Source organism: Paenibacillus apii (assembly GCF_011043685.1).
GTDB lineage: Bacteria > Bacillota > Bacilli > Paenibacillales > Paenibacillaceae > Paenibacillus_AQ > Paenibacillus_AQ sabinae.
In genome coordinates, this window is record NZ_JAAKGU010000004.1 from 181381 (window position 1) to 207362 (window position 25982).

Genomic DNA, 25982 nt, shown 5'->3' on the forward strand with positions numbered 1-25982 from the left:
CGATTCCTCTATAATTTTCCTTAAGTACAAGCGACGCATGCGGTAAATCCGGGAGTGGACAAATTGACTGAGACTCGTACGAAGCGCGGTTTCGCATTGTTGGTGCTGGCGTTCATCGCGGCTGTAGCGCTGGCTCTCTGGGTTTATTTGAAGCCTTACGCCTTGACAGGCCAGGCCGAAACAGCCCTGGTATCCGGCAAGGGAATCACCGTCGAGATGAATGACAACTGGATTTCCCTCAAGCCTTTGGCGGCAAGCGGTGCAGGCGTTATTTTTTATCCGGGGGGTCTCGTAAAAGCCGAAGCGTATGCGCCGCTAGCCAGAGGATTGGCTGCAGCCGGGCATCCGGTCTACATCGCCCGCATGCCGCTTAATCTCGCGATGACCCGCAGCGATGCGGCGAAGGAGATCATTCGCGTGCATCCGGGCCTGTCCTTTGTGCTGGGCGGGCACTCGCTGGGAGGTGTGATAGCGGCGCGGTATGCCGCAAGTCATCCCGACGAGCTGGCCGGTGTGTTCTTCCTTGCTTCCTATCCGGATGAGAAAGGGAGCCTGAAGTCGACAACGCTGGCTGTCCTGTCGGTGCTGGGTACGGAAGACAAGGTGGTCGATCCGAAAAAGTACCGCGAGGGCAGAGCCTACCTGCCGGACAGCACCGTGTACTATTCGCTGGAGGGCGGGAACCACGCCCAGTTCGGCAGCTACGGCCCCCAAAAAGGAGACGGAGAGGCAACGATAACCGAGAATGCCCAGCAGAAGGAGACCGTTCGCGCGCTGCTTGATTGGATGAGCAATTTACGCTGATCCCGGATGTATCCGCCAGGCGCCGGCTGCGGCCCTCCGGGATGCGAAGGCCGCAGTACATAAGGACGAAGGGAGATACGAAAGTGCCTCTACTGCATGCAAACGGCATTTCCGTGCCCTGCAAAGCCATCCTGTTCGACAAAGACGGCACACTGCTGGATCTGATGGAAATGTGGGGGACATGGGCAGAATCGGTGCTTCTCGCGATGGAGACCCATTTGGCCCTGGCCGGGTCCGGCTTTACCGGCGGTAAAAACCTGGTGCTCGGCACCGTCCAGAACGCCGAAGGCCGGATCACCGGCTACGATCCCGGCGGGCCGCTGCCGATGGCGACGGTGGAGCAGACCTACGGCATTCTGGCTTGGCAGCTCTATGCCGCAGGTGTTCCCTGGAACGATGCGGTAACCCGGGTGATGGGCATCGCCAAGGATGCGATGAGCGTGCTCCGGGAGCGACGCTCCGCAAGTCCTCTGCCCGGGCTGCTTCCCTTTTTAAGGCAGTGCGAAGCGGCTTCGCTGAGGATGGGTGTCGTTACATCGGATGAATCGAAGATGACTGCCGAGCATCTGGAGTGGCTCGGAATTGCCGGGTACTTCGGCTCGGTTGTAACGAGGGACAGAGTAAGCAAGGGCAAGCCTGCTCCGGAAATGGCAGAAACCGCCTGCCGGGAGCTTGGCGTTCTGCCCGAAGAGACGGTTGTCATCGGTGACAGCAACGCCGACATGCAGATGGGCAGGGGAGCCGGACTCCGGCTGACCATCGGTATATGGCCAGGCGCGGAGACGGCGGAGCATTTGACGGATGCGGATATCGTCGTCCGCGATTTTACCCGGTTGTCCGTCTCTATATAGCTCTATAAAATTTGAAAGAAAGGAAGATGCTAGCTATGGAAGATTTGGAGACTTTGGCTTCGTGGATACGGGAAAGCCGCAGCATCGTCTTCTTCGGCGGGGCGGGAACGTCCACGGAAAGCGGGATTCCCGATTTTCGTTCCGCGGCGGGACTGTACCTGACGGAGAAGCATTCGCCGTATCCGCCCGAGCAAATGCTTAGCCACAGCTTTTTCATCTCCAAGCCGGATGTCTTTTTTGACTTTTACCGCACCAAGATGCTCCATCCGGGTGCGGAGCCGAATGGCGCCCACCGTCTGCTGGCCCGCCTGGAAAGCGAAGGGCGCCTGAGCGCGGTCGTGACGCAGAATATCGACGGGCTTCACCAGAAGGCGGGCAGCCGCCGCGTGCTGGAGCTTCACGGGTCCGTGCACCGCAATCACTGCATGAATTGCTCCCGTTATTACGGGCTGGACGCCATTACAAGCAGCGCCGAAACCGTGCCCCGCTGCCCGGCCTGCGGCGGCATTATCAAGCCGGATGTTGTGCTGTATGAGGAACAGCTGGACGATCAGGTGCTGAATGACTCCGTCCAGGCGATTGCAAACGCCGATCTGCTTCTCATCGGTGGAACCTCGCTGACTGTTCAGCCTGCCGCGAGTCTGATCCAATTTTTCCGTGGCAAGCATACGGTGCTGCTTAACGGCGAGTCGACGCCCTACGATTCCCGGGCGGATCTGATTATTAAGGATCGGATCGGCCAGGCGATGGAACGCATAGGGGAGCTGTTGTCCTGACCGTTCTCTTAGGCTTTGTCGGCCAATGGCGATTCTGACGGCCCGCGTCAGTTTAAGAACAAGGTAGACACTTGACAAAAGAGGCAGGGATACGCATGGTATATGTGGCAAGCGACGAGCGGTATGAGGCTATGAGATACAACCGCTGCGGTAAATCCGGACTAAAGCTCCCGGCCATCTCGCTCGGATTGTGGCATAACTTCGGGGGCATCGACACTTACGAGAACGGCAGGGACATGATTACCCGGGCCTTCGATCTGGGCATTACCCACTTCGATTTGGCTAACAACTACGGTCCTCCTCCGGGTTCTGCGGAGGAGCTGTTCGGAAGGGTACTCGCCAGAGATTTGGCGCCGTACCGTGACGAAATGGTGATCTCGACCAAAGCCGGCTTTTATATGTGGCCGGGCCCGTACGGAGAATGGGGCTCGCGCAAATATGTGCTGTCGAGCCTGGACCAGAGCCTGAAGCGGCTCGGACTGGATTATGTGGATATTTTTTATTCCCACCGTCCCGATCCGGAGACGCCTCTGGAAGAGACGATGGGCGCGCTGGACCAGGCCGTCCGCTCCGGCAAGGCCTTGTATGTCGGGTTGTCTAATTATTCCGCCGAGCAGACGGAAGCCGCCATCGCCATCCTGCGGGAGCTTGGCACTCCGCTGCTGATTCACCAGCCCAGATATTCCCTGCTGGACCGCTGGATCGAGAACGGGCTGCAGGATGTGCTGGAGCGGCATGGCGTCGGCAGCATCGCCTTTACGCCGCTGGCGCAGGGAATGCTGACGAATAAATACCTGAACGGCATTCCCGGCGATTCCCGGGCGGCCAAGCCTTCAACCGCGCTAAGCGAGAGCCAGATCACGCCGGACACGCTGCGAAAGGTGCGGCTGCTGAATCAGATGGCCGCGGCGCGCGGCCAGAGCCTGGCGCAGTTCGCGCTGGCCTGGGTGCTTCGCAGCGGCAGAGTCACTTCCGCGCTGATTGGCGCGAGCCGGGTCAGCCAAATCGAAGACAATGTCGCTGCTTTGTCCAATCTGGAGTTCTCGCAGGAGGAGCTGGAACGGATCGAAGTGATTCTGGGGGCGGAGAACGACGGTTAACTAGGAGACTGCTTGTTAGCGGTCCTGCTGACGGGCCGTGACGGCGCGGTAAGCCGTCGGCGACAGCCCGCAGAAGCGCTTGAACTGGCGCGAGAAATACAGGGCGTCGGTCAAGCCGACCGAAGCGGCCACCTGCTCGACCGACAGCTCCGGCCGTTCGCGCAGCAGCTGGCGCGACTTGTCGATCCGCAGCTTGAGCAGGTAGGTAACGGGGGACAGGCCCGTCTCCTCTTTGAAAATGCGCGACAGATAAGCACGATTGTAGCCGAGACTCGCGCACATCTGCTCAATGGAGACAGGGTGGGCGTACTGGGAGGACATGTAATGGATCATCTGCTTAACGGTCCGCTTCACCTGTGAGTCCTTTCCCTGAGGGCCGGACTCGGCCTTCAGCTTTCCGGCCGCCTCACCCAGTGTGAGGTAGAGCAGCCCAAGCGAGGTTAAATGACCGCTCTCCCTGCCTTCGAAGAACGTTTCCATGATGCCGGCGAGCGCACCCGGAATGCCGCTTTCGCCGCCGCAGGCTGCGACCGGCTGCTCGGGAGAGAAGCCGGCTTCCCGGACAGTCCTGTCCGCCTCCTTGCCGGAAAAGGCCGCCCAGCGGTATTTCCACGGATTCTCGGGGTCGGATACGTAACTGACCAGCTGGCCGGGATGGATGAGAAAGCAGTCGCCGGGTCCAAGCTTATAAGTCCGCTGCTCTGTGCGGAACATGCCAGTCCCGGTTTCAATGCAGTGCAGCAGAAAATAATCGTAGATTTTTGGTCCGACCTGGTGCGTCGGGGGTGTCTGGCTTTCGCCCGCGAACAGGACATGAAGGTTCTGCTCTTCGTAATATACGGGGTTGGAAGCGACGGAGTAGGATTGTTCCATCCACGGATCCCTTTCTTTCTATACTCGGGTAAAGTCACATTTATCCATACTTTACACACATGATTGCATTACGGCAATAGTCTCCTTTAATTATACTATAAGCATAAAGGTGCTGAATATTCAGTCTGGAAGGAGATGCGGCAAAAGGGTGGATGCTATGGGTTTGCGGATACTCGGAGCTGCATAAAAAATGGTCCCTTAAGGGCCAAAATATATTACGTATGCGCATCGGAAACGGTGTTAGATAATCGGGAGGAGTGAAGGAAGATGGCTATTTTGGTAACAGGTGGAGCGGGTTATATCGGTTCTCACACGGTGGCGGAGCTGCTGGATCGCGGCGAAGAGGTGGTGGTGCTCGATAGTCTGGTGACAGGGCACAAGGAGTCCCTGCTGGGAGGCAAGCTGTACGTCGGCGATTTAAGGGACAAGGAGCTGCTGGCCAAGCTGTTTGCCGAGAACGATATTGAAGCGGTCATTCACTTTGCCGCAAGCTCGCTCGTCGGAGAGAGCATGAAGGACCCGGTAAAATATTACGACAACAACGTATACGGCACACAGTGCCTGCTGGAAGGCATGCAGAAGGCGGGAGTGGATAAAATCGTATTTTCCTCCACCGCCGCTACCTACGGAGAGCCTGAGAAGGTGCCGATCGAAGAGACCGACCGCACCGAGCCTTCCAACGTCTACGGGGAAACGAAGCTGACGATGGAGCGGATGATGTCGTGGTTCGACAAAGTGCTTGGAATCAAGTACGTGGCGCTGCGCTACTTCAATGCCGCCGGGGCCCATGCTAGCGGAAAAATCGGCGAGGATCACCGTCCGGAAAGCCATCTGATCCCGCTCGTTCTTCAGACCGCGCTGAAGCAGCGCGAAAGCATCGCCGTATTCGGCGACGACTACCCGACCGAAGACGGCACCTGCATCCGCGACTACATCCATGTCAGCGATCTGGCCGACGCCCATGTCCGGGCTGTAACCTATCTGCGCAGCGGAAGCGGAAGCAATTTCTTCAATCTCGGCAACGGCCTCGGCTTCTCCGTCAAGGAAGTTATCGAAACGGCCAAGGAAGTGACCGGTCTCGACATCCCGGTAGTCATCCAGGAACGCCGCGCGGGCGACCCCGCCGTGCTTGTGGCTTCTTCGGCCAAGGCCCGCAGCGTGCTGGGCTGGAATCCTTCTCGCGCCGACCTGAAGGAAATTATCCGCAGTGCCTGGAACTGGCATTCGTCCCATCCGCAAGGGTACGGAGAAGCCTGATGAACTCCCTTGGTACGGTATCCGCAATGAAGGAGTCGAACGTTATGGTTAGCGATAACACTGCAGCTTCCGCGGCCGATCGGGCGCTGCATGCCATTGAGCAGTTGGTGCTGTTCGCTGTAAGACGGCGCCTGATCGAGCCTGCCGACACTGACTACAGCCGAAATCTGCTGCTGGATCAATTCCGCTTCAGCGAACCGTATACGGGTGAAGTCGACGAGACGGAATTGAGCGGCCCGCAGGGTCCGCTTGATATCCTGATCGATTACGGCTTCGGCATCGGACTGATTCCGGAGAACAGCGACACGTACCGGGATCTGCTGGACGCCAAAATCATGGGGCTGCTCATGGCGCGCCCGTCGGAAGTGAACGCGGAATTTTACCGGCTGAGTGAAGAGCGGGGCGGCGCTGCCGCGACGGACCGGTTCTATCAGCTCAGCATTGATTCGAACTATATCCGCATGGACCGCATTTCGAAGAACGTCTACTGGCTGCAGCCTTCGCCTTACGGCGATCTGGAGATGACGATCAATCTGTCCAAGCCGGAAAAAAATCCGAAGGAAATCGCGGCGGCGCGCCTGCTTCCCCCTCCGGTGTATCCGAAATGCCTGCTCTGCAGGGAAAATATAGGCTATGCCGGGCGGCTCAACCATCCGGCTCGCCAGAATCTGCGTGCCATTCCGATTACGCTCAATGACGAGAAATGGTTTTTCCAATACTCGCCGTATGTGTATTACAACGAGCACTGCATCGTGTTCCATCACGATCATGTTCCAATGAAGCTGACGAAGGATACGCTGAAGCGGATGCTCGGATTTGTAAGCGAGTTCCCGCACTATTTTATCGGCTCAAATGCGGATCTTCCGATTGTGGGCGGCTCCATATTGACGCATGACCACTTTCAGGGCGGCCGCCACACCTTTGCGCTTCAAAAGGCGCCGATCGAAGAGACCTTCAACCATCAGAAGTATCCGGGAGTCGGCCTTGGGCTTGTCAATTGGCCGATGTCTGTCATCCGCCTTCAGGGCGATGAGCCGGACATCCTGCTTGAATGCGCCAACGACCTATACGATGCATGGAAAAGCTACAGCGACCCCGAGGCCGATATTCTGGCCTTCACCGAATTGGAGGGCGAACAGCAGCCTCATAACACGATCACGCCGATTGTCCGGCGCAGCGAAGGGGGCGGGTACGAGTTGGATCTCGTGCTGCGCAACAACCGGACCAGCGAGGAGCATCCCGAGGGCATTTTCCATCCGCACCGGGAGATGCACCATATCAAGAAGGAGAACATCGGCCTGATCGAGGTCATGGGACTGGCGATTTTGCCGGGAAGGCTCAAACAGGAGCTGGACGACATCGCAGACATTCTTGCCGGGAACTCGGCGGAGCTGGAAGCGGTTCGAATCGTTGCGGACCACCCTCTGGCCCAGCATGCGGACTGGATCGCGGAACTTACCGAACGATTTGGCACGGCAATGGATCGCGAGGAGGCCGTGCGGACGGTCCGGAATGAAGTCGGCCTTAAGTTCGCGCAAATTCTGGAGCATGCCGGCGTTTACAAACGCACGTCCGAAGGGCGCGAAGCCTTCCGGCGTTTCGTTAAGAGCTTTGGTGCGGTGGAATAAGTCAGACAGTAACGGCATGGCCGGTTTCTCTTAGCGGAGAAGCCGGTTTTTTGCTCTGACCGGGAGTGCGGACTTCCACCGGTTTGAACGGCAAAAATCAGAGGAATATAATAGAAAATGCAGGACCAATTCTAAAATGCGGAGGTCTACCAATGCGTAATTTCCAATTTTACAACCCGACGAAGCTTATTTTTGGCAAGGGCACACTGGAAGCATTATCTTCCGAAGTCCCCCAATACGGAAAAAATGTGCTCCTTCTCTATGGCGGAGGCAGCATTAAACGCAATGGCTTATATGACAAAGTCATATCGCAGCTTCAAAGCATCGGCGCGAATGTTACCGAGCTGGCCGGAGTCGAGCCGAATCCCCGCTTGTCCACCGTACATAAAGGCGTCGATCTTTGCCGGAGTAATGGCATTGAGCTGATTCTCGCCGTCGGCGGCGGCAGCGTGCTGGACTGCGGCAAGGCGATTGCCGTAGGCGCGAAATACGAAGGCGATATGTGGGACTTCGTAGAGCGCAAGGCTGCTCCGCAGGATGCACTGCCGCTTGGCACTGTCCTGACGATAGCGGCGACGGGCTCGGAGATGAATAGCAACTCGGTAATCACAAACGAATCGACGATGGAAAAAATAGGCTGGAGCAGCCCTTACGCTTACCCGGTATTCTCTATTCTCGATCCTGAGATGACCTTCTCCCTGCCGCGTGACCAGACCGTGTACGGTGTTGTGGATATGATGGTGCATGTCCTGGAGCATTATTTCCACACAGATGGCAACACGCCCGTTCAGGACGGCTTCTGTGAAGCGCTGCTGCGGACCATGATGGATGCCGGCTCTAAACTGGTAAACGATCTTGAGAATTATGAACTGCGCGAGACGATTCTGTATTGCGGCACAATGGCTCTGAACGGTATGGTGAGCATGGGCTTTGCCGGTGACTGGGCTACGCATAATATTGAGCATGCCGTCTCGGCTGTGTACGATATCCCACATGGCGGCGGCCTGGCGATTCTGTTCCCGCAGTGGATGAAGTATAACCTGGACGCCGGCCCTGAGCGGTTCCGCCAGCTTGCGGTAAACGTGTTCGGCGTAGATCATTCCGGCAAAACCGACCGCGAAGCCGGCCTGGAAGGCATCGAGGCGCTGAGCCGCTTCTGGAATTCCATTGGCGCTCCTGCCCGCCTGGCGGATTACGAAATTGACGGAAGCCATATTGGCGCTATGGCAGACAAGGCTGTCCGTTTCGGTTCGTTCGGAAATTTCCGCAAGCTACAGCGGGAAGATGTGGTTGAGATTTACAAATTGGCCTTATAAGCTCTCTTTCAGAGGAACCTGAATCTTTTTTCGAAATAGCTGATCGAATGCCAGTCTTTTACCGGAAGCAGCTGCTTCCGGTTTTTTGCGCTCCTTAAGCATGTCCTGCCACAACATCAATACTTTAGGTATTAATCCATAATTTGTGAAACCTTACACAACCTTTATGCGTTAATAAGATATGGAGTCGGGAACAAGATCGGAGGAGAAACAATGCAAACATTATACATAGGCTGCTTGTTTCTGGGGGTGTTATTTGCCCTGATCAGCTTGCTGGCCGGGGATTTGATCGGGCATGCGCTCGGAGGAATGCTTGATTTTCTGTCCTTTGACGCCTTAAGTCCGACGGTTCTGGCCGGGGGAGTGACCGTGTTTGGGGGAGCCGGGATTCTGCTCACGAGATACAGCGGGCTGGCGAACGAGGCTGTCCTCGTCCTGTCTTTGCTGATATCCGTTTTTATGAGCTTGCTGCTGTATCTCGGATTTGTGAGGCCAGCGAGTAAGAGCGAAGTATCGACCGGCTTCTCCATGCGGGAGCTTCCCGGCAAAATCGGCGAAATCACCGTTCCCGTTCCCGCGCAAGGCTACGGCGAAGTGATGGTGAAATTTGGCCCTGCCAATACGCTGCATACCGCCGCAAGCTTTGACCGCCGGACACTGCCCGCCGGGACAAAAGTGGTCGTGGTTGAAGTGATCGAAGGCGTGGCGCTCGTGTCCGAACTGGATTAACCCATGAGAAGAGGAGAGGATTCATAATGTTTGGTTTACCTGATTTTCTGTTGATACCCGCAGTCGTTATTGCCGTTTTGATTGTTCTTGGCCTGGCTTTTTGGGCTCGGTACAAAACGGTCGGTCCCGACAAGGCGATGATCGTAACCGGTTCTTTCCTTGGCAACAATCATATTTCAGATGATGGCTCCGGCAGGAAGATCAAGATCGTCCGCGGCGGCGGAGCGTTCATTTGGCCAGTGTTTCAAAAGGCGGAATTCATGTCGCTGCTGTCCCACAAGCTCGATGTCACCACTCCGGAAGTGTATACCGAGCAGGGTGTCCCCGTAATCGCAGACGGCGTGGCCATTATCAAGGTGGGCAGTGCGGTAGAGGATGTCGCAACGGCGGCCGAACAGTTCATGGGCAAGCCCATCGAATCGCTTCAGGCCGAGGCCCAGGAGGTGCTGGAAGGGCATCTGCGGGCCATTCTGGGGACGATGACGGTAGAGGAAGTGTACCGCAACCGTGACCGGTTCGCCCAGGAGGTACAGGGAGTGGCCGCGAGGGACCTTAAGAAAATGGGGCTGCAGATCGTCTCCTTCACCATTAAGGATGTGCGCGACAAGCATGGCTATCTGGAAGCTCTCGGCAAGCCGCGAATCGCCGCCGTCAAGCGGGATGCGGAAGTCGCCGAAGCGGAGGCGCTGCGAGACGCCAGAATCCAGAAGGCCAACGCGGAGGAGCAGGGCCAGAAGGCCGAATTGCTGCGCGATACGAATATCGCTGAGGCGTCGCGCGACAATCAGCTGCAGATAGCTTCGTTCAAGCGGGATCAGGACACGGCCAAGGCGGATGCCGATCAGGCCTACCATATCCAGGAAGCCCGCGCCAAGCAGATCGCGGTAGAGGAGCAGATGAAGGTAGAGCTGGTCCGCAAGATGCGTGAGATCGACCTTCAGGAGAAAGAAATCCAAATCCGCGAGAAGCAGTATGATGCGGAAGTGAAGAAGAAGGCCGAAGCGGACCGCTATGCGGTGGAACAGGCTGCGGAAGCGGAGAAAGCGCGGAAGATGAGAGAAGCCGACGCGCTGCAATACAGCATTGAGACGCAGGCCAGAGCGACCGCCGAGCAGAAACGTCTCGAAGGGCAGGCCGTCGCCGACGCCGAACGCGCCAAGGGTACGGCGGATGCGGAAATCATCCGGCTGCGCGGCCTGGCCGAAGCGGAAGCGAAAGAGAAGCTGGCCGAGGCGTTCCAGAAATTCGGCGAGGCGGCGGTGCTCGATATCATCGTGAAAATGCTGCCCGAGCTGGCAGGCCGCATCGCCGATCCGCTGTCGTCTATCGATAAGCTGACTGTAGTCGATACAGGCAGCGGTGAGGGAGCCGCCCGGGTGAGCAATTATGTGACCGGACTGATGGCGACCGCGCCGGAAATGCTGAAGAGCGTCTCGGGCATTGATCTGGAACAATTGATCAAAGGACTGACAAAGACCGGCACGCCCGGCAAGCAGGAGTCTCCGGCAGCCGTTCCGGTTCAAACTTCCCTTGCCGAATAAATAATTATCCGGTCCATGTTATGTTCAGAGCCGTTTCGCAAGCAAGGTCCTTTCCCCCCGCTCCGGCGGGGGGAATATTTCTGGACACAATTGCTTGAAAAATCGGCTCTCTTTTTTACAGATTTCTTGATGTTGAGAGCGTGCCAAAGTATAATTTAACCGTGCCGCTTCCATTTAAGCTGCTGCCAAATGATAGGGTATTCAGAAATAAAAGAGGTGTACACGTGAGCAGCATAACTGTGGCCAAGGTGTTGAATAACAATGTTATCATTGCAGATCATCCCCAATATGCGGAAGTTGTCGTGATTGGAAAAGGAATCGGTTTCAACCGCAAAAGCCGCGATCAGATCAACCTGTCCGCCGTAGAGAAGATGTTCATTCTCCGCAACCAGCAGGAGCAGGAACAATATAAACAGCTTGTGCCACAGGTTGAAGAGAAACTGATCGAAGCGATTCAGGAAATCGTGCTGTATATTGTGCAGCACAGCAATAAGCCAGTCAACGAGCATATCCATATCGCGCTGACCGATCACTTGTCCTTCGCGATACGGCGGTATGAGCAGGATGTCGCCTTTCATAATCCTTTTTTGTACGAGACCAAAGAGATTTACCCCGAGGAATATGCCATGGCCGAATACGCCATCGACAGGATAAACAAGGCCATGAACGTAACGATGCCGGCCGACGAGGTGGGCTTTGTAGCTCTGCACATTCACAGCGCGCTAAGCAACAGACATATTTCGGAGCTCAAGCAGCATTCGAAGCTGATCGGAGACTTGGTAAGCATTGTCGAGAACAGTCTCGAATATCGCGTTCCCCGGGATTCGCTGGATTACTCCAGACTGGTTACCCACCTGAGGTTCGTGCTGGAACGGCTGCGCCGCGGGGAGGCGGTCAGGGAAACGACCTCGCTTGACGGCTTGATGAAACGCGAGTACCCGGAAATGTATGCGCTCGCTTGGAAGCTGACCAAGGTGATCGAGCAGAGGGTGCACTTGTCCGTATATCCGGCTGAAGTCAGTTATTTGACGGTCCATTTGCAGCGTTTGGCGCAGAAAAAAGAGGACGAGGGCAATTTGAATAAATCGAAATAGCGCAATAGTGTTTTAGTCCATGGTTTTAGACCAATTTTGGAGTACGATTGAACGAATGTTTTTTAAGATTATGTATTGCAAGAAAACGTATTCAGTGCTACAATTATCAATGTCAATAAGTTGCAAAACAGAATACTAACGTGTAACTGATTCGATCAGGCATGAGTGATTTACGGTAACTTGGTTGTATTTCCCCTTGTCGGGGTAATCTAACTCTAGGGTTAGGGAACGACCGGTAGACTGTTTATACTCATGCCTTTTTTGTGCTCTGTTTTGCTTGTTGTTCATAATCGTCAAAGGAAGTGACTCTTTAATGTTTAAGAAGCTTTTCGGGGTTTTACAGAGAGTCGGTAAAGCGCTAATGCTTCCGGTTGCGATTCTTCCGGCGGCGGGCTTGCTGCTGGGGATCGGGAACATGCTGGTCAATCCGGACTTTCTGCAATATGTGCCGGCGCTTGAGAACCATACGGTTCAGGCCATTGCTAACGTATTGATGAACTCGGGGCAAATCGTCTTCAGCAACCTGTCGTTATTGTTCGCCGTTGGGGTGGCAATCGGACTGGCAGGAGGCGAGGGCGTAGCTGGCCTTGCAGCGATCATCGGGTTCCTCGTCATGAATGTGACAATGGGAACGGTCCTTGGAATCAACGATTACGTCCTGAGCAGACAGGATTACGCCTATGCCAGCGTATTGGGGATTCCGACACTTCAGACCGGGGTGTTCGGCGGTATTATCGTCGGCATATTGGCGTCATCCATGTACAAGCGCTTCTTCAATATTGAGCTGCCCTCGTATCTAGGTTTCTTTGCGGGCAAACGCTTTGTGCCGATCATGACGGCCGTTACATCCTTGATCCTGGGTCTTGTTCTGACCATTGTCTGGCCTCCCATCCAGCACGGACTGAACTACTTGTCCCAGAACATGATCAATACGAATTTGACGCTGTCGGCGTTCATCTTCGGACTGATCGAACGTTCGCTGATTCCGTTCGGATTGCACCACATTTTCTATGCGCCGTTCTGGTACGAGTTCGGAAGCTATGTCGACAAGGCGGGCGATCTGGTCCGGGGCGACCAGCGGATCTTCATGCAGCAGCTTCGTGACGGCGTTCCGTTTACGGCGGGTACGTTTACAACCGGTAAGTATCCGTTCATGATGTTCGGGCTTCCTGCCGCCGCTCTGGCTATCTACCATGAGTCCAGACCGGAGAACAGAAAGGTTGTCGGCTCCCTGATGGTATCCGCGGCCTTGACTTCGTTCCTGACGGGGATTACCGAGCCGCTGGAGTTCTCGTTCCTGTTCGTAGCACCGCTGCTGTTCGCGGTACACGTCGTTTTTGCTGGTCTCTCCTTTATGACAATGCAAATTCTTGGCGTCAAGATCGGCATGACCTTCTCCGGCGGGTTCATCGACTATACGCTGTTCGGGATTATTCCGAACCGCACCGCATGGTGGCTTGTCATTCCGGTCGGTCTGGTCATAGCCGTCATCTACTACTTCGGATTCCGTTTTGTGATCCGCAAGTTCAACCTGAAGACGCCGGGCCGCGAAGATGTGGTCGACAATGACGCCGACGGTACGGCTGCAGACGCGGCGGCGGTTTCCACCGCGGGCGACGATTTGCCGCGCAATATTCTTTCCGCTCTCGGCGGCCAACAGAACATTGTTCATCTGGACGCCTGCATCACCCGGTTGCGGGTTGAAGTTAAAGACAAAGTGAATGTCGACAAGAACCGGCTGAAGAAGCTGGGCGCGTCGGGTGTGCTGGAAGTAGGAAATAACGTACAGGCCATTTTCGGCACCCGCTCCGATACGATCAAGTCGCAAATTCAGGACGTCATCGCAGGCAGAACGCCGGCAGCAGCTCCTGTAGCCCTGGCTCCCGAGCCGGAAGCCGAGCAGAAGGCCGGTGAAGAGGGTCTGGCCATTATTCCTGAAGATATCGTTTCGCCGGTTAACGGTGAACTGCTGGATATCACTCAGGTTCCGGACGCCGTGTTCTCCCAGAAGATGACGGGCGACGGCTTCGCATTCCTGTCCTCCGACGGCAAAATCGCTTCGCCGGTCTACGGTAAAGTGTTCAATGTATTCCCGAGCAAGCATGCGATCGGCATTATGTCCGACGGCGGCAAAGAAGTGCTCGTCCATATCGGCGTCAACACCGTTAAGCTGAAAGGCCAGGGCTTTACCGTACTGGTAGAAGAAGGCGATCTTGTCGCCGCAGGCCAGCCGATTATGGAAGTCGATCTGGAATATGTGAAGGCTCACGCGCCTTCCGTCATTTCGCCGGTAATCTTCTCGAATCTGCCGGAAGGCTCTGCGGTAACGCTGAAGAAGCCGGGCAAAGTGTCCATTGGCGACAAAGACATCATCACCATCCAGTAAAAGTGCAAACCGGCTGCGCATCCTTTATAATATATGGAAGCGTTAGCCATTACCTTATACACTACAAATTAGAGAAAGCGAGTTGGATAATTATGCAAAAAACATTCAGAATCATCGACGAGGACGGAATTCACGCACGCCCGGCTACTGCCCTGGTAAACACTGCTACAAAGTTCAAAGGCACTGAAGCATTTGCAGAAGCAAAAGGCAAAAAGGTAACTTTGAAATCGATCCTCGGCGTTCTGTCCCTTGGACTGGAGCCTGGCGACAGCCTGACGCTGATCACGGAAGGCAGCGAAGAAACTGAAGCTTTGAGCGCGCTTCAGGAAGTGATGATCAAAGAAGGGCTGGGAGAGCTGAATGACTAAAATTTCAGGAATCGCGGCTTCGGCAGGTATTGCGGTAGCCAGAGCCTTTATCCTGGAACACCCCGACTATACCATCAAGAAGACCGCAGTAGCAGATGTAGAGGCGGAAGTTGCCAAGCTGGACCAGGCGCTTGAAGTATCGAAAGCGGAGCTCCAGCGGATTAAAGAGCGCACTTTGGCGGAGCTGGGCGAGAAGAAGGCTGAGATTTTCGAATCCCACCTGCTTATTCTGGATGACCCTGAGCTGATCAGCCCCGTCAAGGATAAAATCCGCGAGGAATCGGTAAATGCGGATTATGCATTAGACGAAGTGTCTGCCCAATTCATCGCCATGTTCGAGAACATGAAAAGCGCGTACCTTCAGGAACGCGCAGCCGATATGCGCGACGTGACCAAACGTGTAATGAATCATCTGCTGGGCATCCATTATGTGAGCCCTGCGGAAATCAGTGAAGAGGTTGTCGTCATCGCGGAAGACCTGACGCCGTCCGACACGGCTCAGCTGAACCGTCAATATGTCAAAGGCTTTACGACCAATATCGGCGGACGCACCTCCCACTCGGCAATTATGGCCCGCTCCCTGGAGATTCCGGCGGTTGTCGGCACCAAGAATGTGCTGTCCCAAGTAAAAGCCGGGGATCTCGTCATTGTAGACGGTCTGAGCGGCGATGTGCTCATTAACCCGAGCGACGCCGAGGTGGCTGAGTACACCACGAAACAGGAGGCCTATGCTCAGCAAATTGCGGAGTGGAAAAAGCTTCGGGACGAGCCGACGGTATCCGCCGACGGCACGCATGTAGAGCTGGCCGCCAACATCGGTACGCCGAATGATGTGGCGGGCGTAATTGAGAATGGCGGCGAAGCCGTAGGCCTGTACCGTACCGAATTCCTGTATATGGGCCGCGACAAGCTGCCTTCCGAGGAAATTCAGTACAATGCCTACCGGACCGTTCTGGAAAATATGAACGGCAAGCCGGTTGTTGTCCGGACGCTGGACATTGGCGGGGACAAAGAGCTGCCTTATCTGGATCTGCCGAAGGAAATGAACCCGTTCCTGGGCTTCCGCGCGGTTCGTCTGTGTTTGGACCGCCAGGATATTTTCCGCACGCAGCTCCGCGCTCTGCTGAGAGCAAGCGTTCACGGCAACCTGCGCATCATGTTCCCGATGATCGCAACGCTTACAGAATTCCGCGCCGCCCGCGATCTGCTGCTTGAAGAGAAAGCCAAGCTTCTGGCTGAAGGCCAGGAAGTTTCGGACAACATTCAGCTCGGCATTATGGTGGAGATTCCGTCCACGGCCGTACTCGCGGATCAGTTCGCCAAAGAAGTTGATTTCTTCAGTATCGGTACGAACGACCTTATTCAATATACAATGGCTGCCGATCGTATGAACGAACGGGTATCCTACCTGTATCAGCCGTACAATCCCGCAATCCTGCGTCTAATCAAGAACGTTATCGACGCGGCTCACGCCCAGGGCAAATGGACGGGAATGTGCGGTGAGATGGCCGGAGACGCAACAGCCATTCCGCTGCTGCTTGGCCTTGGGCTCGACGAGTTCAGTATGAGCGCCACTTCCATTTTGCCGGCACGCAGCCAAATTTCGAAGCTGTCTGTCGATGAAATGAAGACATTGGCCGCTAAAGCGCTGGATCTAGGCACAGCGGAGGAAGTAGTTGCTCTGGTGCGCGGCATCAGCAGCTAATCCGGCTATCGGCCGGGGCATTCCTTCGAGTTTACAATCAACCACTTTTCCAACAATGACTCAGCCGGTCCATCGGACCGGCCTTTTTATTTCTGCGGGGAAGCTCCTGAAAGAGGTGAATTTTTCCAAAAAATAAGGATTTTTAAGCTCTGCGCACTTATTATTTTGACTTATATTTCTACGAGAAATGGTACCGTCCTTAGAAGGTCGGCGAAGCCGTTTCTTCTTGTTTTGGCGAAGTTCGTGGCAAAATGGGGATGATGTTCGGAAATCTGCCATATTTCTTGGGCATTTGCATATATTTTCTAGTGAATTGCGTCTTTGTGCAGGGTATAATCATTAAAAATTGAAGATAATTTAGTTATTTATATACAGGAAATAGTCATTTTAACCGATAATAAAAGTAAGAGGTTTCATAAGAAAGCCAAAAACCCAAACCTGTGAACATACTGTTACATATTATATATTGGCAATGAGTTTTATGCCTTTATTATTCATCATTTGCCATGTATAAGGCATCCGGGTTTTGGGTATATCTGGATTTAAAAACTTCCGGCGGCTATAATGCACGGGAGCGATAGGATGGTGGATGCAATGAAAAACTATTATGTGAATGCGGAATCCGCAGCTGAAATATATGAGGGCAGAGATTTGGGCTTGAGCTATACTCCGGAAGGCAGCATCTTTAAGGTGTGGGCGCCGACGGCTTCGGCTGTGTCACTTGTGCTGTACAATTCGGGAGGAGAAGAAAGCGGAAATGCGGAGTGGTCGGAAGACGCCCGCTTGACTTATATGCTTCGCCGGGAAGGCGGGGTGTGGCAGACCAGAATTTCCGGCGATCTTAAGGGTAAATTTTACATGTACCGCGTTGTTTATGCGGATGGGACGATCCGGGAGGCGACCGATCCTTATTCATTCTCCGTTTCGGCAAACGGACTTCGATCGGCCATTATCGATATGAGAGAAACGAATCCCGAAGGCTGGGAGCTTGATGCATACCTCCCCTTGGAGCATCCGGCGGATGCGGTGATCTACGAGCTGCACGTTCGTGATTTCTCGATTCATGAAACTTCGGGCATCAGCGGAAAGGGAAAATATAAAGCGTTCACGGAGACAGGTCTTCGCGATTCGGAAGGGCATACGCTTGGAATTGATCATTTAAGCGAGCTGGGTATCACGCATGTTCATCTGCTCCCCGTGTTCGATTTTCAGACGGTGGACGAACTGCAGCAGAGAGACGCGGCTCCCGGAGAGAACAACTATAACTGGGGATACGATCCGCAGCACTATAATGCGCCCGAAGGCTCTTATAGCACGAATGCATCCGACCCCGCCGTACGCATCAGGGAATTTAAAGAGATGGTGCAGGCGCTGCACCGGCAGGGACTCTCGGTCGTTATGGACGTGGTTTACAACCATACGTATTCCGTGGATAAGGGACCTTTCGAAGCGTTCGCGCCGGGTTACTTCTACCGGCATGATTATGCAGGCCGTCTCTCTAACGGTTCCGGAGTCGGCAATGAACTGGCCACCGAACGGCCGATGGTGCGTAAATTCATCAAGGACTCTCTCCGGCACTGGGCTGCAGAATATCATATTGACGGTTTTCGTTTTGACCTTATGGGTCTTATCGACACAGCAACCATGCGTGAAATCACCGAGGAACTGCGTTTGGAGATTAATCCGAATCTGATTGTATACGGAGAACCATGGACCGGTGGCGATTCCCCTCTGGTCACCAAGACGCTTAAAGGCGCACAGCGCGGGAAGGGCTTTGCCGTCTTTAACGATAATTTCCGTTCAGCCATTAAGGGCGACAGCGACGGTTGGGGAAGAGGCTTTGTTACAGGTGAGATGGGCAAAGAAGGAGCGGTTGCGGCCGGAATTATCGGAGCCGTTCATGACTTTGCGGATTCTCCGGCAGAGACGGTTAATTATACGACTGCGCATGACAACTTGAATCTGTGGGATAAGATACTGGCGGTACAGGGAGTACGTCAGGATTGTCGGTTCCCCGATTTGGATAACGGAAGGCTCAAGAACGGCGGCAGTCTGGAGGAAGCGGTGACGAAAGCCGACCCGTATATTGGCATTACTGAAGAGAGCCTGCTTGATAATGAGACGGTGCGCCGTTCTTTGCTGGCCGGAGGAATTGTATTGACCTCCCAGGGCGTTCCGTTTCTGCATGCCGGTGACGAGATGCTTCGCAGCAAATTCGGCGACCATAACAGCTATCGGAGCGGCGACGCCATCAATGCAATCCGCTGGAGCAACAAGGCCAGATTCTTGCCGGTGTTTGAATACTACAAGAGTCTGATCGCGCTGCGGAAAAGTCACCCGGCCTTCAGGCTGCGCGGACGCCAGGAGATTGAGCGTTCGCTGGAAATTTACCGTTGTGACGGGGGCGTTGTTTCCTACATCCTGAAAAATCACGCCGGCGGCGACGTATGGAAAAATATCGTCGTTCTGTTCAACGCCAATCCGTGGGAAGTCATGACAGGTCTGCCCACATGCTCGGAACAATGGAATGTGGTTGTCGACCATACCCGTGCGGGCTTGGAAGCTTTCCGGAAGGTGGAAGGGACAGAAGTGCAGCTTGAAGGACTCTCAATGATGGTGCTCTATGACGAGTGTGGTGAGCCGCGTCCGCGTGCCAAAAGAGTCGAGGTGCATTATGAACGCGCCGACGGAGACTATAGCGGCTGGAATTTATGGGTGTGGGGCACCGGAATACAGGACGGTCAAATCAATTTCCGGTATATGGAGGACGGCCGGGCTGTCGCCGTGGTCGAGGTTCTGCCGGAGACGCGTTCCTTCGGTTACATTTTGCGGGTAAACGATTGGGAGGCACGGGACGGAAGCACCGACAAGTTCATCGATTGCTCGAAGAGCGACAAGGAGGTCAAGGTGCTGATCAGCGACACCAGCCCTGCCGTTGACAAGAAGCTCTCCATGACCAGTTGAACATTGAAGGACAAACCGATGCAAAAGGCTGCTGCAATCCGCCGTTCATCCCGGCGCTGCAGCAGCCTTTTTAAATTTAAAAAAAGTTTGCAGGGAAACAGGCTTTAATGCCTGGTATCCTCTTGCTCCGGGTATTCTTCGTCCATCCCTTTGACATACAGATTGGCTTCATTGCCGCCATGGCTTTTGGAACGATACATCGCCAGATCAGCTGCCCGCAGCAGTTCGTTAATAGTCTTTCCATGCTGGGGGTAGAGCGCGACGCCGATGCTTGCCGAAGTACGGAAACTCGATCCGTTATTCACCGACCATGACTTGTTGAACAGCTGGAGCAGCCGGTCCAGAATCTCATCCATTTTTTCGGGAACGGAGCCGAGATGAAGCACGACGGCGAATTCATCGCCTCCAATCCGGAATGCTTGCCCCAAGCCTTTTACGGCCTGCTGAAGCTCTCTGGACAACAGCTGCAAAAATTCATCGCCGGCCAGATGTCCCAGGGTGTCGTTAAGCTGCTTGAACCTGTCGCAATCGAGCAGAGCAAGCGCTAGCTTCTGCCTTCGGTCATCGGGATGGGAAATCAGGTTCTCCATATACATTTTAAAATGGGCCCGATTGGGGATCGACGTCAGATGATCATAGAAAGCCAGCTTGTGCAGCCTTTCCTCATACTGCTTGCGCTGCGTTATTTCCCGGGAAACAAGCATGAACCTCGCCGGAATGGGCAGGCTGCTTTTTACGGGAGAGACCCTCGTTTCCAGCCAGATCCAGTGTCCTTCAGAGCTCCTCATTCTCAGTTCCGCCATCTTCGGCGTGGCCTGAACTACACTTTTCAGTTTGGCCCAGGCAATTTCGGGCTCCCGGATGTAGAGGGAGAGGGGATCGCCCTTCTGGGGGATATAATTGAACCCTGCAAAATGCGACGGAGACGCATATAGAATCAGGCCGTTGGCATCCGTAAGCAAGATGAAATCGGACATCGTCTCCCCGATAAGCTGGTACAGCGCCTGTTCCTCCCGCATCTCGGTTTGCAGCGAGAGAATTCTTCGGCCCAGATAAATAATAAGGAGAACAAGCATGAACAGGATAAGGGAATAGAGCGCGAATACCGAGCTTTTCCGGCTCTGAAAATCGGCGATTACCTGCTCCGCATAACTGCCTAGCAGTTCTTCCGACCGGTTCAGATTCAGGAGCGCCTGTTTCAGCTGTACGCTGTCCGGAGCGGAAGAGAAGTTCTCCGGGACTTCGCCGCTCTTCGGCCTGCCGGTTAAGAGGAGCGCCTGCGCGTCTGCCCGCCATTCCCCGAAGGGTCCTTCAAAACCGGCAAGCTCCTGCCGGATATCAGCGAGCAGCTTTTCGCTCTTTTTCCCCCTCTGGTAGGGCTCCATCGAGTCCAGCTTCAGTCTAATGTCTTCTACATTCTGCTCGGTACCCATCAGATTGTTATCGAATTCCCGTCGGAAATCAGAGCGCTGCGCTTCGGGCAGCGAAGGGTTTAGAATCATCTGCAGAGCGATCGAGGCTTGATTCAAGTCCCGCTCGGCATTCCGGATAAGACCTGTGTTCCGGTTGATATCCTCGTAAAGGGTCGCCGAGAACCGGTTAATGGTATGGTTCAGATACAGCAAGGAGCCGATGCTTACGCCTATCAGAAGTATAGTTATAGCAGCGAACATGATGATTAATTTACGGGTTGTTTTAGCTTCGGTGAACCCAGCCACTGTCTTCCTCTCCTCGCAAAGACATAATAAAATCATACGATGAGCGCGCCCCATGACCGCCATAGAAGAAGTCGTTCCGAAAGATTGTCCGAGGCAGGGCAGCCCAGATTGTTGGATCTGTAATAGACTGATATTCGGTCCGTAAACTATGCTGATTCAAAACAAAAGGAGCGAAAAGCGGCAGAGATTTTCGAAAACCATCTTTGGCATCGGCAGGCGATGGTCCGCAGCTACACCACCGGGGGCATCGATCTGTTTCAGCCTTTGGGAGCCGGAGCAAACCTTCATCAAAATAAATGGAACCGATGCTTCTTCTCACAGAATTACGGGATATGTACATACACTTTCAGCCGGGCAGCATGCCGGGATCATTTGGCAAAGTCGGCTTTATTCAATATGTATTGAACTGGCGGGAAAAACCCTTGAGACTTATTACCCAGCTAAAGCCCGTTCGATACGTCCTTAGTGGAATCTGGCTGGCGTTTATTATTTATCTGTTTGCGGCTAACGCAATATGGCTCAAGGCACAGCCCTTTTAACTGACAGAAAATTATATTTCCGTTGACAACTGGGCAAAGGCGGTTTTTGTGGTAGGCCTGGTGCTGCTCCCTGTCCATTGTTCCTCTGCTGCTAGGGAAAAGAGCTACTTGTCTATATTTATGCCCAATGTCCGTCCTGAATACGATTGGTACCCGGATCGGCCGGATTCTTGGGCTGCTCGGACTAAGACTTAGAGCCGATGCTGCCAAATGCGTGCCAATGTGAATCCGTCTGCCGGAGCGGGGCGGTGTTCAGGCATTTTGGGCGGGCTGCTTGCCAAAATAGCTCGAAAACTCTATAATGAAGAATACTGTAAGAAGGAATAAAATAATGCGACGATGGAGAAGAGTACACAGCATCGGACCCACAGGGAGGATACGCCGGAGATTGAGAGCGTGTCCGGGAATCAGGGCTGTCGAAGTTCGCTCCGGAGCAGTTCTTTGAACATGACGCCCAGGAGGGTGATCATAAAGTAGAGGATACCGGCCGCAGACCGTTATTTCTGCATAGAGTGAGGCAGCATTTAGCTGATCGTTTATCCGTTTTACGGGAAACGTCCGCAGTTGCCTAACAAGGGTGGTACCACGGTCTTTTCGTCCCTTACGGGAGAAGAGGCTTTTTTTGTGCATGAATATTGAAGTGGAGGAGGCTGCTAAAGCCATGAAAGAAAAGCTGGAAGCATTGAAGGTTGAAGCGCTTGAGAAGCTGAAGGACGCTCAGGACCCTCAGACTCTGAATGATCTGCGGGTAAAATATCTCGGCAAGAAGGGCGAGCTGACGGAGGTTCTGCGCGGCATGGGCTCACTCAGCGCGGAGGAGCGCCCGGTCATCGGACAAGTGGCGAATACGGTACGGAGCGCCATAGAGGAGATTATCTCCGCGAAGCAGGAGGCTTTTCAGGAGCAGGAAACGCTGAAGCGTCTGCAGGCAGAGAAAGTCGATGTTACGCTTCCGGGACGCCGTCTGCCCCAGGGTGGTATTCATCCGCTGAACCGGGTGATTCAGGAAATTGAGGATATTTTCATCGGCATGGGCTACCATGTGGCTGAAGGTCCAGAGGTGGAGACGGATTATTACAATTTCGAGGCGCTTAACCTGCCAAAGAACCATCCGGCCCGCGACATGCAGGATTCCTTTTATTTGACGGAAGAATTGCTGATGCGCACCCAGACGTCACCGGTTCAGGCCCGCACCATGCTGGCAATGGAAGGCGAAGTTCCGGTTAAAATCATCTGCCCGGGCAAAGTGTTCCGGCGCGACGACGACGATGCGACCCACTCTTTCCAGTTCCATCAAATTGAAGGGCTGGTCATTGGGCCGAATATCCGCATGAGCGACCTGAAAGGCACGCTCCAACAGTTCGTTAAGGAGATGTTCGGGCCGTCCACGGGTATTCGCCTTCGTCCGAGCTTCTTCCCTTTCACCGAGCCGAGCGTGGAGGTCGACGTAAGCTGCTTCAAATGCGGCGGACACGGCTGCAGATTGTGCAAACAGACCGGCTGGCTGGAAATTCTGGGTGCCGGCATGGTGCATCCGAAGGTGCTGGAAATGGGCGGTTATGACCCTGAAAAATATAGCGGATTCGCATTTGGCATGGGCGTGGAGCGGATTGCGATGCTGAAATACGGCATTGACGATATCCGCAACTTCTATTTCAACGATATGGGCTTCGTCAAGCAGTTCCGTGGATTGTGAATTTCCCCGGGAGCGTAAGAAAATCAACATTAAATAAGGAAGTGAGCGGACATGAAAGTATCTACCGGCTGGCTGGCTGATTATATTTCGCTGGATGGTGTGACCGCAGAGGATCTGGCGGATAAAATTACGGACGCGGGCATCGAAATCGACAGCGTAGAGAAGCGGAACAAAGGGCTGTCCGGCATCGTTACCGGATATGTTAAATCCAAGGAAAAGCATCCCGACGCCGACAAGCTGAATGTATGCATTGTCGACGCCGGTCAGGAAGAGGACCTGCAGATCGTCTGCGGAGCGAAGAACGTGGCCGCCGGCCAAAAGGTTCCCGTAGCGCTCGTCGGCGCGAAGCTTCCGGGTCTTGAGATCAAGAAGGCCAAGCTTCGCGGCGTTCTATCCCAGGGCATGATCTGTTCGGCCAAAGAGCTGGGTCTGAACGACAAGCTGCTGCCGAAGGAGCTTCAGGAAGGCATCCTCGTACTGCCCGAAGATACGGAAATCGGGCAGGACATTACGAAAGTGCTCGGTTTGAACGACGAGATTCTTGAATTCGATCTGACTCCGAACCGGTCCGACTGTTTGAGCATGATCGGCGCAGCTTATGAGACCAGCGCCATTCTGGGACGTGAGCTGTCTCTGCCGAATCCGGGCCGGGATGTTATTGAGATCGCATCCCCTGCTTCTGAGCAAATAGCCGTTACGATTGAGAACGAGGAGCACTGCAAGCATTATGCAGTCCGGTATATCGCCGGTGTGAAGCCCGCTCCCTCTCCGCTGTGGATGCAGAATCGCCTGATGGCGGCCGGCATCCGTCCGATTAACAATATTGTGGACATCACGAACTATGTCATGCTGGAATACGGACAGCCGCTGCATGCTTTCGATGCCGACCGGCTTGAGGGCGGCGTCATCGGCGTCCGTCTCGCCCGCGAAGGTGAAATCCTCACCACGCTGGACGGCCAGGAGCGCAAGCTGGAGCCGCATATGCTGGTTATCGCGGATGCGGCCAAAGCGGTGGGGCTGGCAGGCGTGATGGGCGGCCTGAATTCGGAAGTCACCGATCAGACGGTGAATATCGTACTGGAATCGGCCCGTTTCGACGGCGGAACGGTCCGCAAGACCTCCCGCCAGCTCGGTCTCCGCTCGGAAGCTTCCCTGCGGTTCGAGAAGGAAGTGGACCCGCGCTCCGTTATCCCTGCGCTGGACCGCGCGGCCTCGCTTCTTGGCAGCATTGCCGGCGGCTCCGTGCATGGAGGGATCGTTCAGGCCGGAACAGACGACGTACAGGAGAGAGTCATCAAGCTCTCGCTCGACAAGGTTAACCGCCGCCTCGGCACGGACCTTTCGCTGCTGGAAGTGAAGACGCTGTTTGCGCGGCTGCATTTTTCATTCGGCGATGCGGAAGAAGGAGTGGTTGAGGTCAGCGTGCCTACAAGACGCGGCGATATTACGCTGGACGTGGATCTCCTCGAGGAAGTTGCCCGCCTGTACGGTTATGACAACATTCCGACCACGCCGATTGAAGGACCGACAACACCGGGAGGATTGACCGGACCGCAGGCGATGCGCCGCAATCTGCGCCGGCTGCTGGCCGACGGCGGGTACCAGGAAGTGCTTGGCTATTCCTTCATTCAGACCGAGCAGACGACGCTGTTCCCGGCATTGACCGAGGGCGGGCATGCGGTCAAGCTGGCTTTGCCGATGAGCGAGGAGCGCAGCGTGCTGCGGACCAGCCTTTTGCCGCAGCTGCTTGATATCGCGCAGTACAACTTGAACCGCCGCCAGAGCGATCTGGCGCTGTTCGAAATCGGTACCGTCTTTGTTACCGATGAGGAGCAGCTGACCCGTCAGCCTCGGGAGTTCCAGACCCTCGGTCTGCTGCTGACGGGAAGCCGGGCAGCGAAGCAGTGGAATGTCGCAGCCGAACCCGTCGACTTCTTCGATCTGAAAGGCGCACTGGAATCGGTGTTCGCCTACCTCGGATTAGAGAATGCCGTTGTCTTCGAAGGCGATTCGCCGCAGGGCTATCATCCCGGCCGCTCCGCATCGGTCTACCTGAACGCGGGGGGCGAACGGGTGAAGCTTGGCACCATAGGCCAGATTCATCCGGATCTACAGCGCAAGCAGGATCTGGAGGATACGTATGCGGCCGAGATTCTGCTGGCGCCGCTCTACGAAGCGGCCCGGACAACGCTGCAGTTCACGGACCTTCCGCGTTTCCCCGGTATGGAACGGGATATTGCACTCGTCGTCGATTCGGAAGTTCCGGCAAGCCGTCTGCTGGATGTCATCCGCGAACAGGGAGGCAGCCTGCTGCAATCGGCGCAAGTATTTGACGTCTATACGGGCGGGAAGATGGAAAGCGGCAAGAAGAGCGTCGCCGTTTCCCTGCTGTACCGCCATGCAGAGCATACATTAACCGATGAGGAAGTTTCGGAGGTGCACGCCAAGGTGCTGGACGCGCTCCAGCAAAGTTTTGGTGCAAACTTAAGAAAGTAGCAGGAATTGTGCAAAGCCGCAGCGAATCCAATTAGAACCCCGGATTCGCTGCGGCTTTTCTTTTGCATTGGAGAGGCTTCCGCGGCTAATCACGGCTAATAGATAAGCGCGCATTTTTGCCAAATGCTTGTGGATAACGTT

At 54.8% G+C, this 25982-nt stretch carries 18 protein-coding genes and 1 other annotated feature; of the genes, 16 read left to right on the top strand and 2 right to left on the bottom strand.

Features of this window, described 5'->3' with window-relative positions:
* Nucleotides 1-54: 54 nt before the first annotated feature.
* The 4 genes from G5B47_RS11075 (at nt 55) to mgrA (ending at nt 3531) form a co-directional block, all read left to right on the top strand.
* Nucleotides 55-804 carry an alpha/beta fold hydrolase gene (locus G5B47_RS11075; protein ID WP_165097844.1) on the top strand — a complete coding sequence of 250 codons (750 nt, stop codon included), beginning with the start codon at nt 55-57 and terminating at the stop codon, nt 802-804.
* Nucleotides 805-887: 83 nt separating this feature from the next.
* Entirely contained in the window at nt 888-1655 is a 768-nt protein-coding gene (locus G5B47_RS11080; RefSeq protein WP_328804514.1) for an HAD family hydrolase, read from the top strand.
* 35 nt (nt 1656-1690) lie between these two features.
* Complete coding sequence (locus G5B47_RS11085; RefSeq protein WP_206107327.1) at nt 1691-2431, top strand: NAD-dependent protein deacylase; 741 nt, start codon at nt 1691-1693, stop codon at nt 2429-2431.
* 95 nt (nt 2432-2526) lie between these two features.
* The gene (gene mgrA / locus G5B47_RS11090; protein ID WP_165097848.1) at nt 2527-3531 is read left to right on the top strand and encodes an L-glyceraldehyde 3-phosphate reductase; all 1005 of its coding nucleotides are present in this window, start codon (nt 2527-2529) and stop codon (nt 3529-3531) included.
* 15 nt (nt 3532-3546) lie between these two features.
* Here the strand turns inward: mgrA and G5B47_RS11095 are convergent, their stop codons facing one another.
* On the bottom strand, nt 3547-4404 hold the full coding sequence (locus G5B47_RS11095; protein WP_165097850.1) for an AraC family transcriptional regulator: 858 nt from the start codon (nt 4402-4404) through the stop codon (nt 3547-3549).
* A 267-nt stretch (nt 4405-4671) separates the two neighbouring features.
* Here G5B47_RS11095 and galE point away from each other — a divergent pair, with 267 nt between their 5' ends.
* The 10 genes from galE to pulA all read left to right on the top strand — a co-directional run bounded on the left by galE (nt 4672) and on the right by pulA (nt 19392).
* Nucleotides 4672-5661, top strand: coding sequence for a UDP-glucose 4-epimerase GalE (gene galE / locus G5B47_RS11100; RefSeq protein ID WP_165097852.1), 990 nt, complete (start codon nt 4672-4674; stop codon nt 5659-5661).
* A gap of 44 nt (nt 5662-5705) precedes the next feature.
* Complete coding sequence (locus G5B47_RS11105) at nt 5706-7289, top strand: UDP-glucose--hexose-1-phosphate uridylyltransferase (protein WP_165098291.1); 1584 nt, start codon at nt 5706-5708, stop codon at nt 7287-7289.
* A 152-nt stretch (nt 7290-7441) separates the two neighbouring features.
* Entirely contained in the window at nt 7442-8605 is a 1164-nt protein-coding gene (locus tag G5B47_RS11110; protein WP_165097854.1) for an iron-containing alcohol dehydrogenase, read from the top strand.
* 213 nt (nt 8606-8818) lie between these two features.
* Entirely contained in the window at nt 8819-9334 is a 516-nt protein-coding gene (locus tag G5B47_RS11115) for a membrane protease regulatory membrane protein (protein ID WP_025334075.1), read from the top strand.
* A gap of 26 nt (nt 9335-9360) precedes the next feature.
* A complete protein-coding gene (locus G5B47_RS11120; RefSeq protein ID WP_165097856.1) occupies nt 9361-10875 on the top strand; it encodes a flotillin family protein in 1515 nt (504 codons plus the stop codon).
* Nucleotides 10876-11099: 224 nt separating this feature from the next.
* Nucleotides 11100-11969 (top strand): glucose PTS transporter transcription antiterminator GlcT, encoded by an 870-nt coding sequence (gene glcT, locus G5B47_RS11125; RefSeq protein WP_165097859.1) that lies wholly within the window; start codon nt 11100-11102, stop codon nt 11967-11969.
* 313 nt (nt 11970-12282) lie between these two features.
* Nucleotides 12283-14355: a glucose-specific PTS transporter subunit IIBC gene (gene ptsG, locus G5B47_RS11130; RefSeq protein ID WP_165097861.1), complete on the top strand. Its 2073-nt coding sequence runs from the start codon at nt 12283-12285 to the stop codon at nt 14353-14355.
* A 92-nt stretch (nt 14356-14447) separates the two neighbouring features.
* Nucleotides 14448-14723, top strand: coding sequence for an HPr family phosphocarrier protein (locus tag G5B47_RS11135; RefSeq protein WP_165097864.1), 276 nt, complete (start codon nt 14448-14450; stop codon nt 14721-14723).
* Nucleotides 14716-16428, top strand: coding sequence for a phosphoenolpyruvate--protein phosphotransferase (ptsP, locus tag G5B47_RS11140; protein WP_165097866.1), 1713 nt, complete (start codon nt 14716-14718; stop codon nt 16426-16428). Before G5B47_RS11135 ends, ptsP begins: the two co-directional genes overlap by 8 nt.
* A 594-nt stretch (nt 16429-17022) precedes the next feature.
* Nucleotides 17023-19392, top strand: coding sequence for a type I pullulanase (pulA, locus tag G5B47_RS11145; RefSeq protein WP_165097869.1), 2370 nt, complete (start codon nt 17023-17025; stop codon nt 19390-19392).
* Nucleotides 19393-19496: 104 nt separating this feature from the next.
* On the opposite strand, the gene G5B47_RS26025 is transcribed toward pulA, so the two are convergent.
* Nucleotides 19497-21110, bottom strand: a complete 1614-nt coding sequence (locus G5B47_RS26025; RefSeq protein WP_165097871.1) for a diguanylate cyclase domain-containing protein — start codon at nt 21108-21110, stop codon at nt 19497-19499.
* 866 nt (nt 21111-21976) lie between these two features.
* Nucleotides 21977-22254: a binding site (T-box leader), on the top strand.
* Nucleotides 22255-22310: 56 nt separating this feature from the next.
* Between G5B47_RS26025 and pheS the strand changes: the two genes are divergently transcribed.
* Together pheS and pheT are read left to right on the top strand one after the other, a co-directional pair.
* Nucleotides 22311-23345, top strand: a complete 1035-nt coding sequence (pheS, locus tag G5B47_RS11155; protein ID WP_165097874.1) for a phenylalanine--tRNA ligase subunit alpha — start codon at nt 22311-22313, stop codon at nt 23343-23345.
* A gap of 51 nt (nt 23346-23396) precedes the next feature.
* Nucleotides 23397-25841, top strand: a complete 2445-nt coding sequence (gene pheT, locus G5B47_RS11160) for a phenylalanine--tRNA ligase subunit beta (RefSeq protein WP_165097876.1) — start codon at nt 23397-23399, stop codon at nt 25839-25841.
* The last annotated feature ends 141 nt before the right edge of the window (nt 25842-25982 follow it).

Excerpts from the sequence above, each read along its gene's own strand:
- G5B47_RS11085 (WP_206107327.1), top strand. The coding sequence starts at position 1,691 with ATGGAAGATTTGGAGACTTTGGCTTCGTGGATACGGGAAAGCCGCAGC.
- mgrA (WP_165097848.1), top strand. The coding sequence starts at position 2,527 with ATGGTATATGTGGCAAGCGACGAGCGGTATGAGGCTATGAGATACAAC.
- G5B47_RS11095 (WP_165097850.1), bottom strand. The coding sequence starts at position 4,404 with ATGGAACAATCCTACTCCGTCGCTTCCAACCCCGTATATTACGAAGAG.
- galE (WP_165097852.1), top strand. The coding sequence starts at position 4,672 with ATGGCTATTTTGGTAACAGGTGGAGCGGGTTATATCGGTTCTCACACG.
- G5B47_RS11105 (WP_165098291.1), top strand. The coding sequence starts at position 5,706 with ATGGTTAGCGATAACACTGCAGCTTCCGCGGCCGATCGGGCGCTGCAT.
- G5B47_RS11110 (WP_165097854.1), top strand. The coding sequence starts at position 7,442 with ATGCGTAATTTCCAATTTTACAACCCGACGAAGCTTATTTTTGGCAAG.
- G5B47_RS11115 (WP_025334075.1), top strand. The coding sequence starts at position 8,819 with ATGCAAACATTATACATAGGCTGCTTGTTTCTGGGGGTGTTATTTGCC.
- G5B47_RS11120 (WP_165097856.1), top strand. The coding sequence starts at position 9,361 with ATGTTTGGTTTACCTGATTTTCTGTTGATACCCGCAGTCGTTATTGCC.
- ptsG (WP_165097861.1), top strand. The coding sequence starts at position 12,283 with ATGTTTAAGAAGCTTTTCGGGGTTTTACAGAGAGTCGGTAAAGCGCTA.
- G5B47_RS11135 (WP_165097864.1), top strand. The coding sequence starts at position 14,448 with ATGCAAAAAACATTCAGAATCATCGACGAGGACGGAATTCACGCACGC.
- ptsP (WP_165097866.1), top strand. The coding sequence starts at position 14,716 with ATGACTAAAATTTCAGGAATCGCGGCTTCGGCAGGTATTGCGGTAGCC.
- pulA (WP_165097869.1), top strand. The coding sequence starts at position 17,023 with ATGAAAAACTATTATGTGAATGCGGAATCCGCAGCTGAAATATATGAG.
- pheS (WP_165097874.1), top strand. The coding sequence starts at position 22,311 with ATGAAAGAAAAGCTGGAAGCATTGAAGGTTGAAGCGCTTGAGAAGCTG.
- pheT (WP_165097876.1), top strand. The coding sequence starts at position 23,397 with ATGAAAGTATCTACCGGCTGGCTGGCTGATTATATTTCGCTGGATGGT.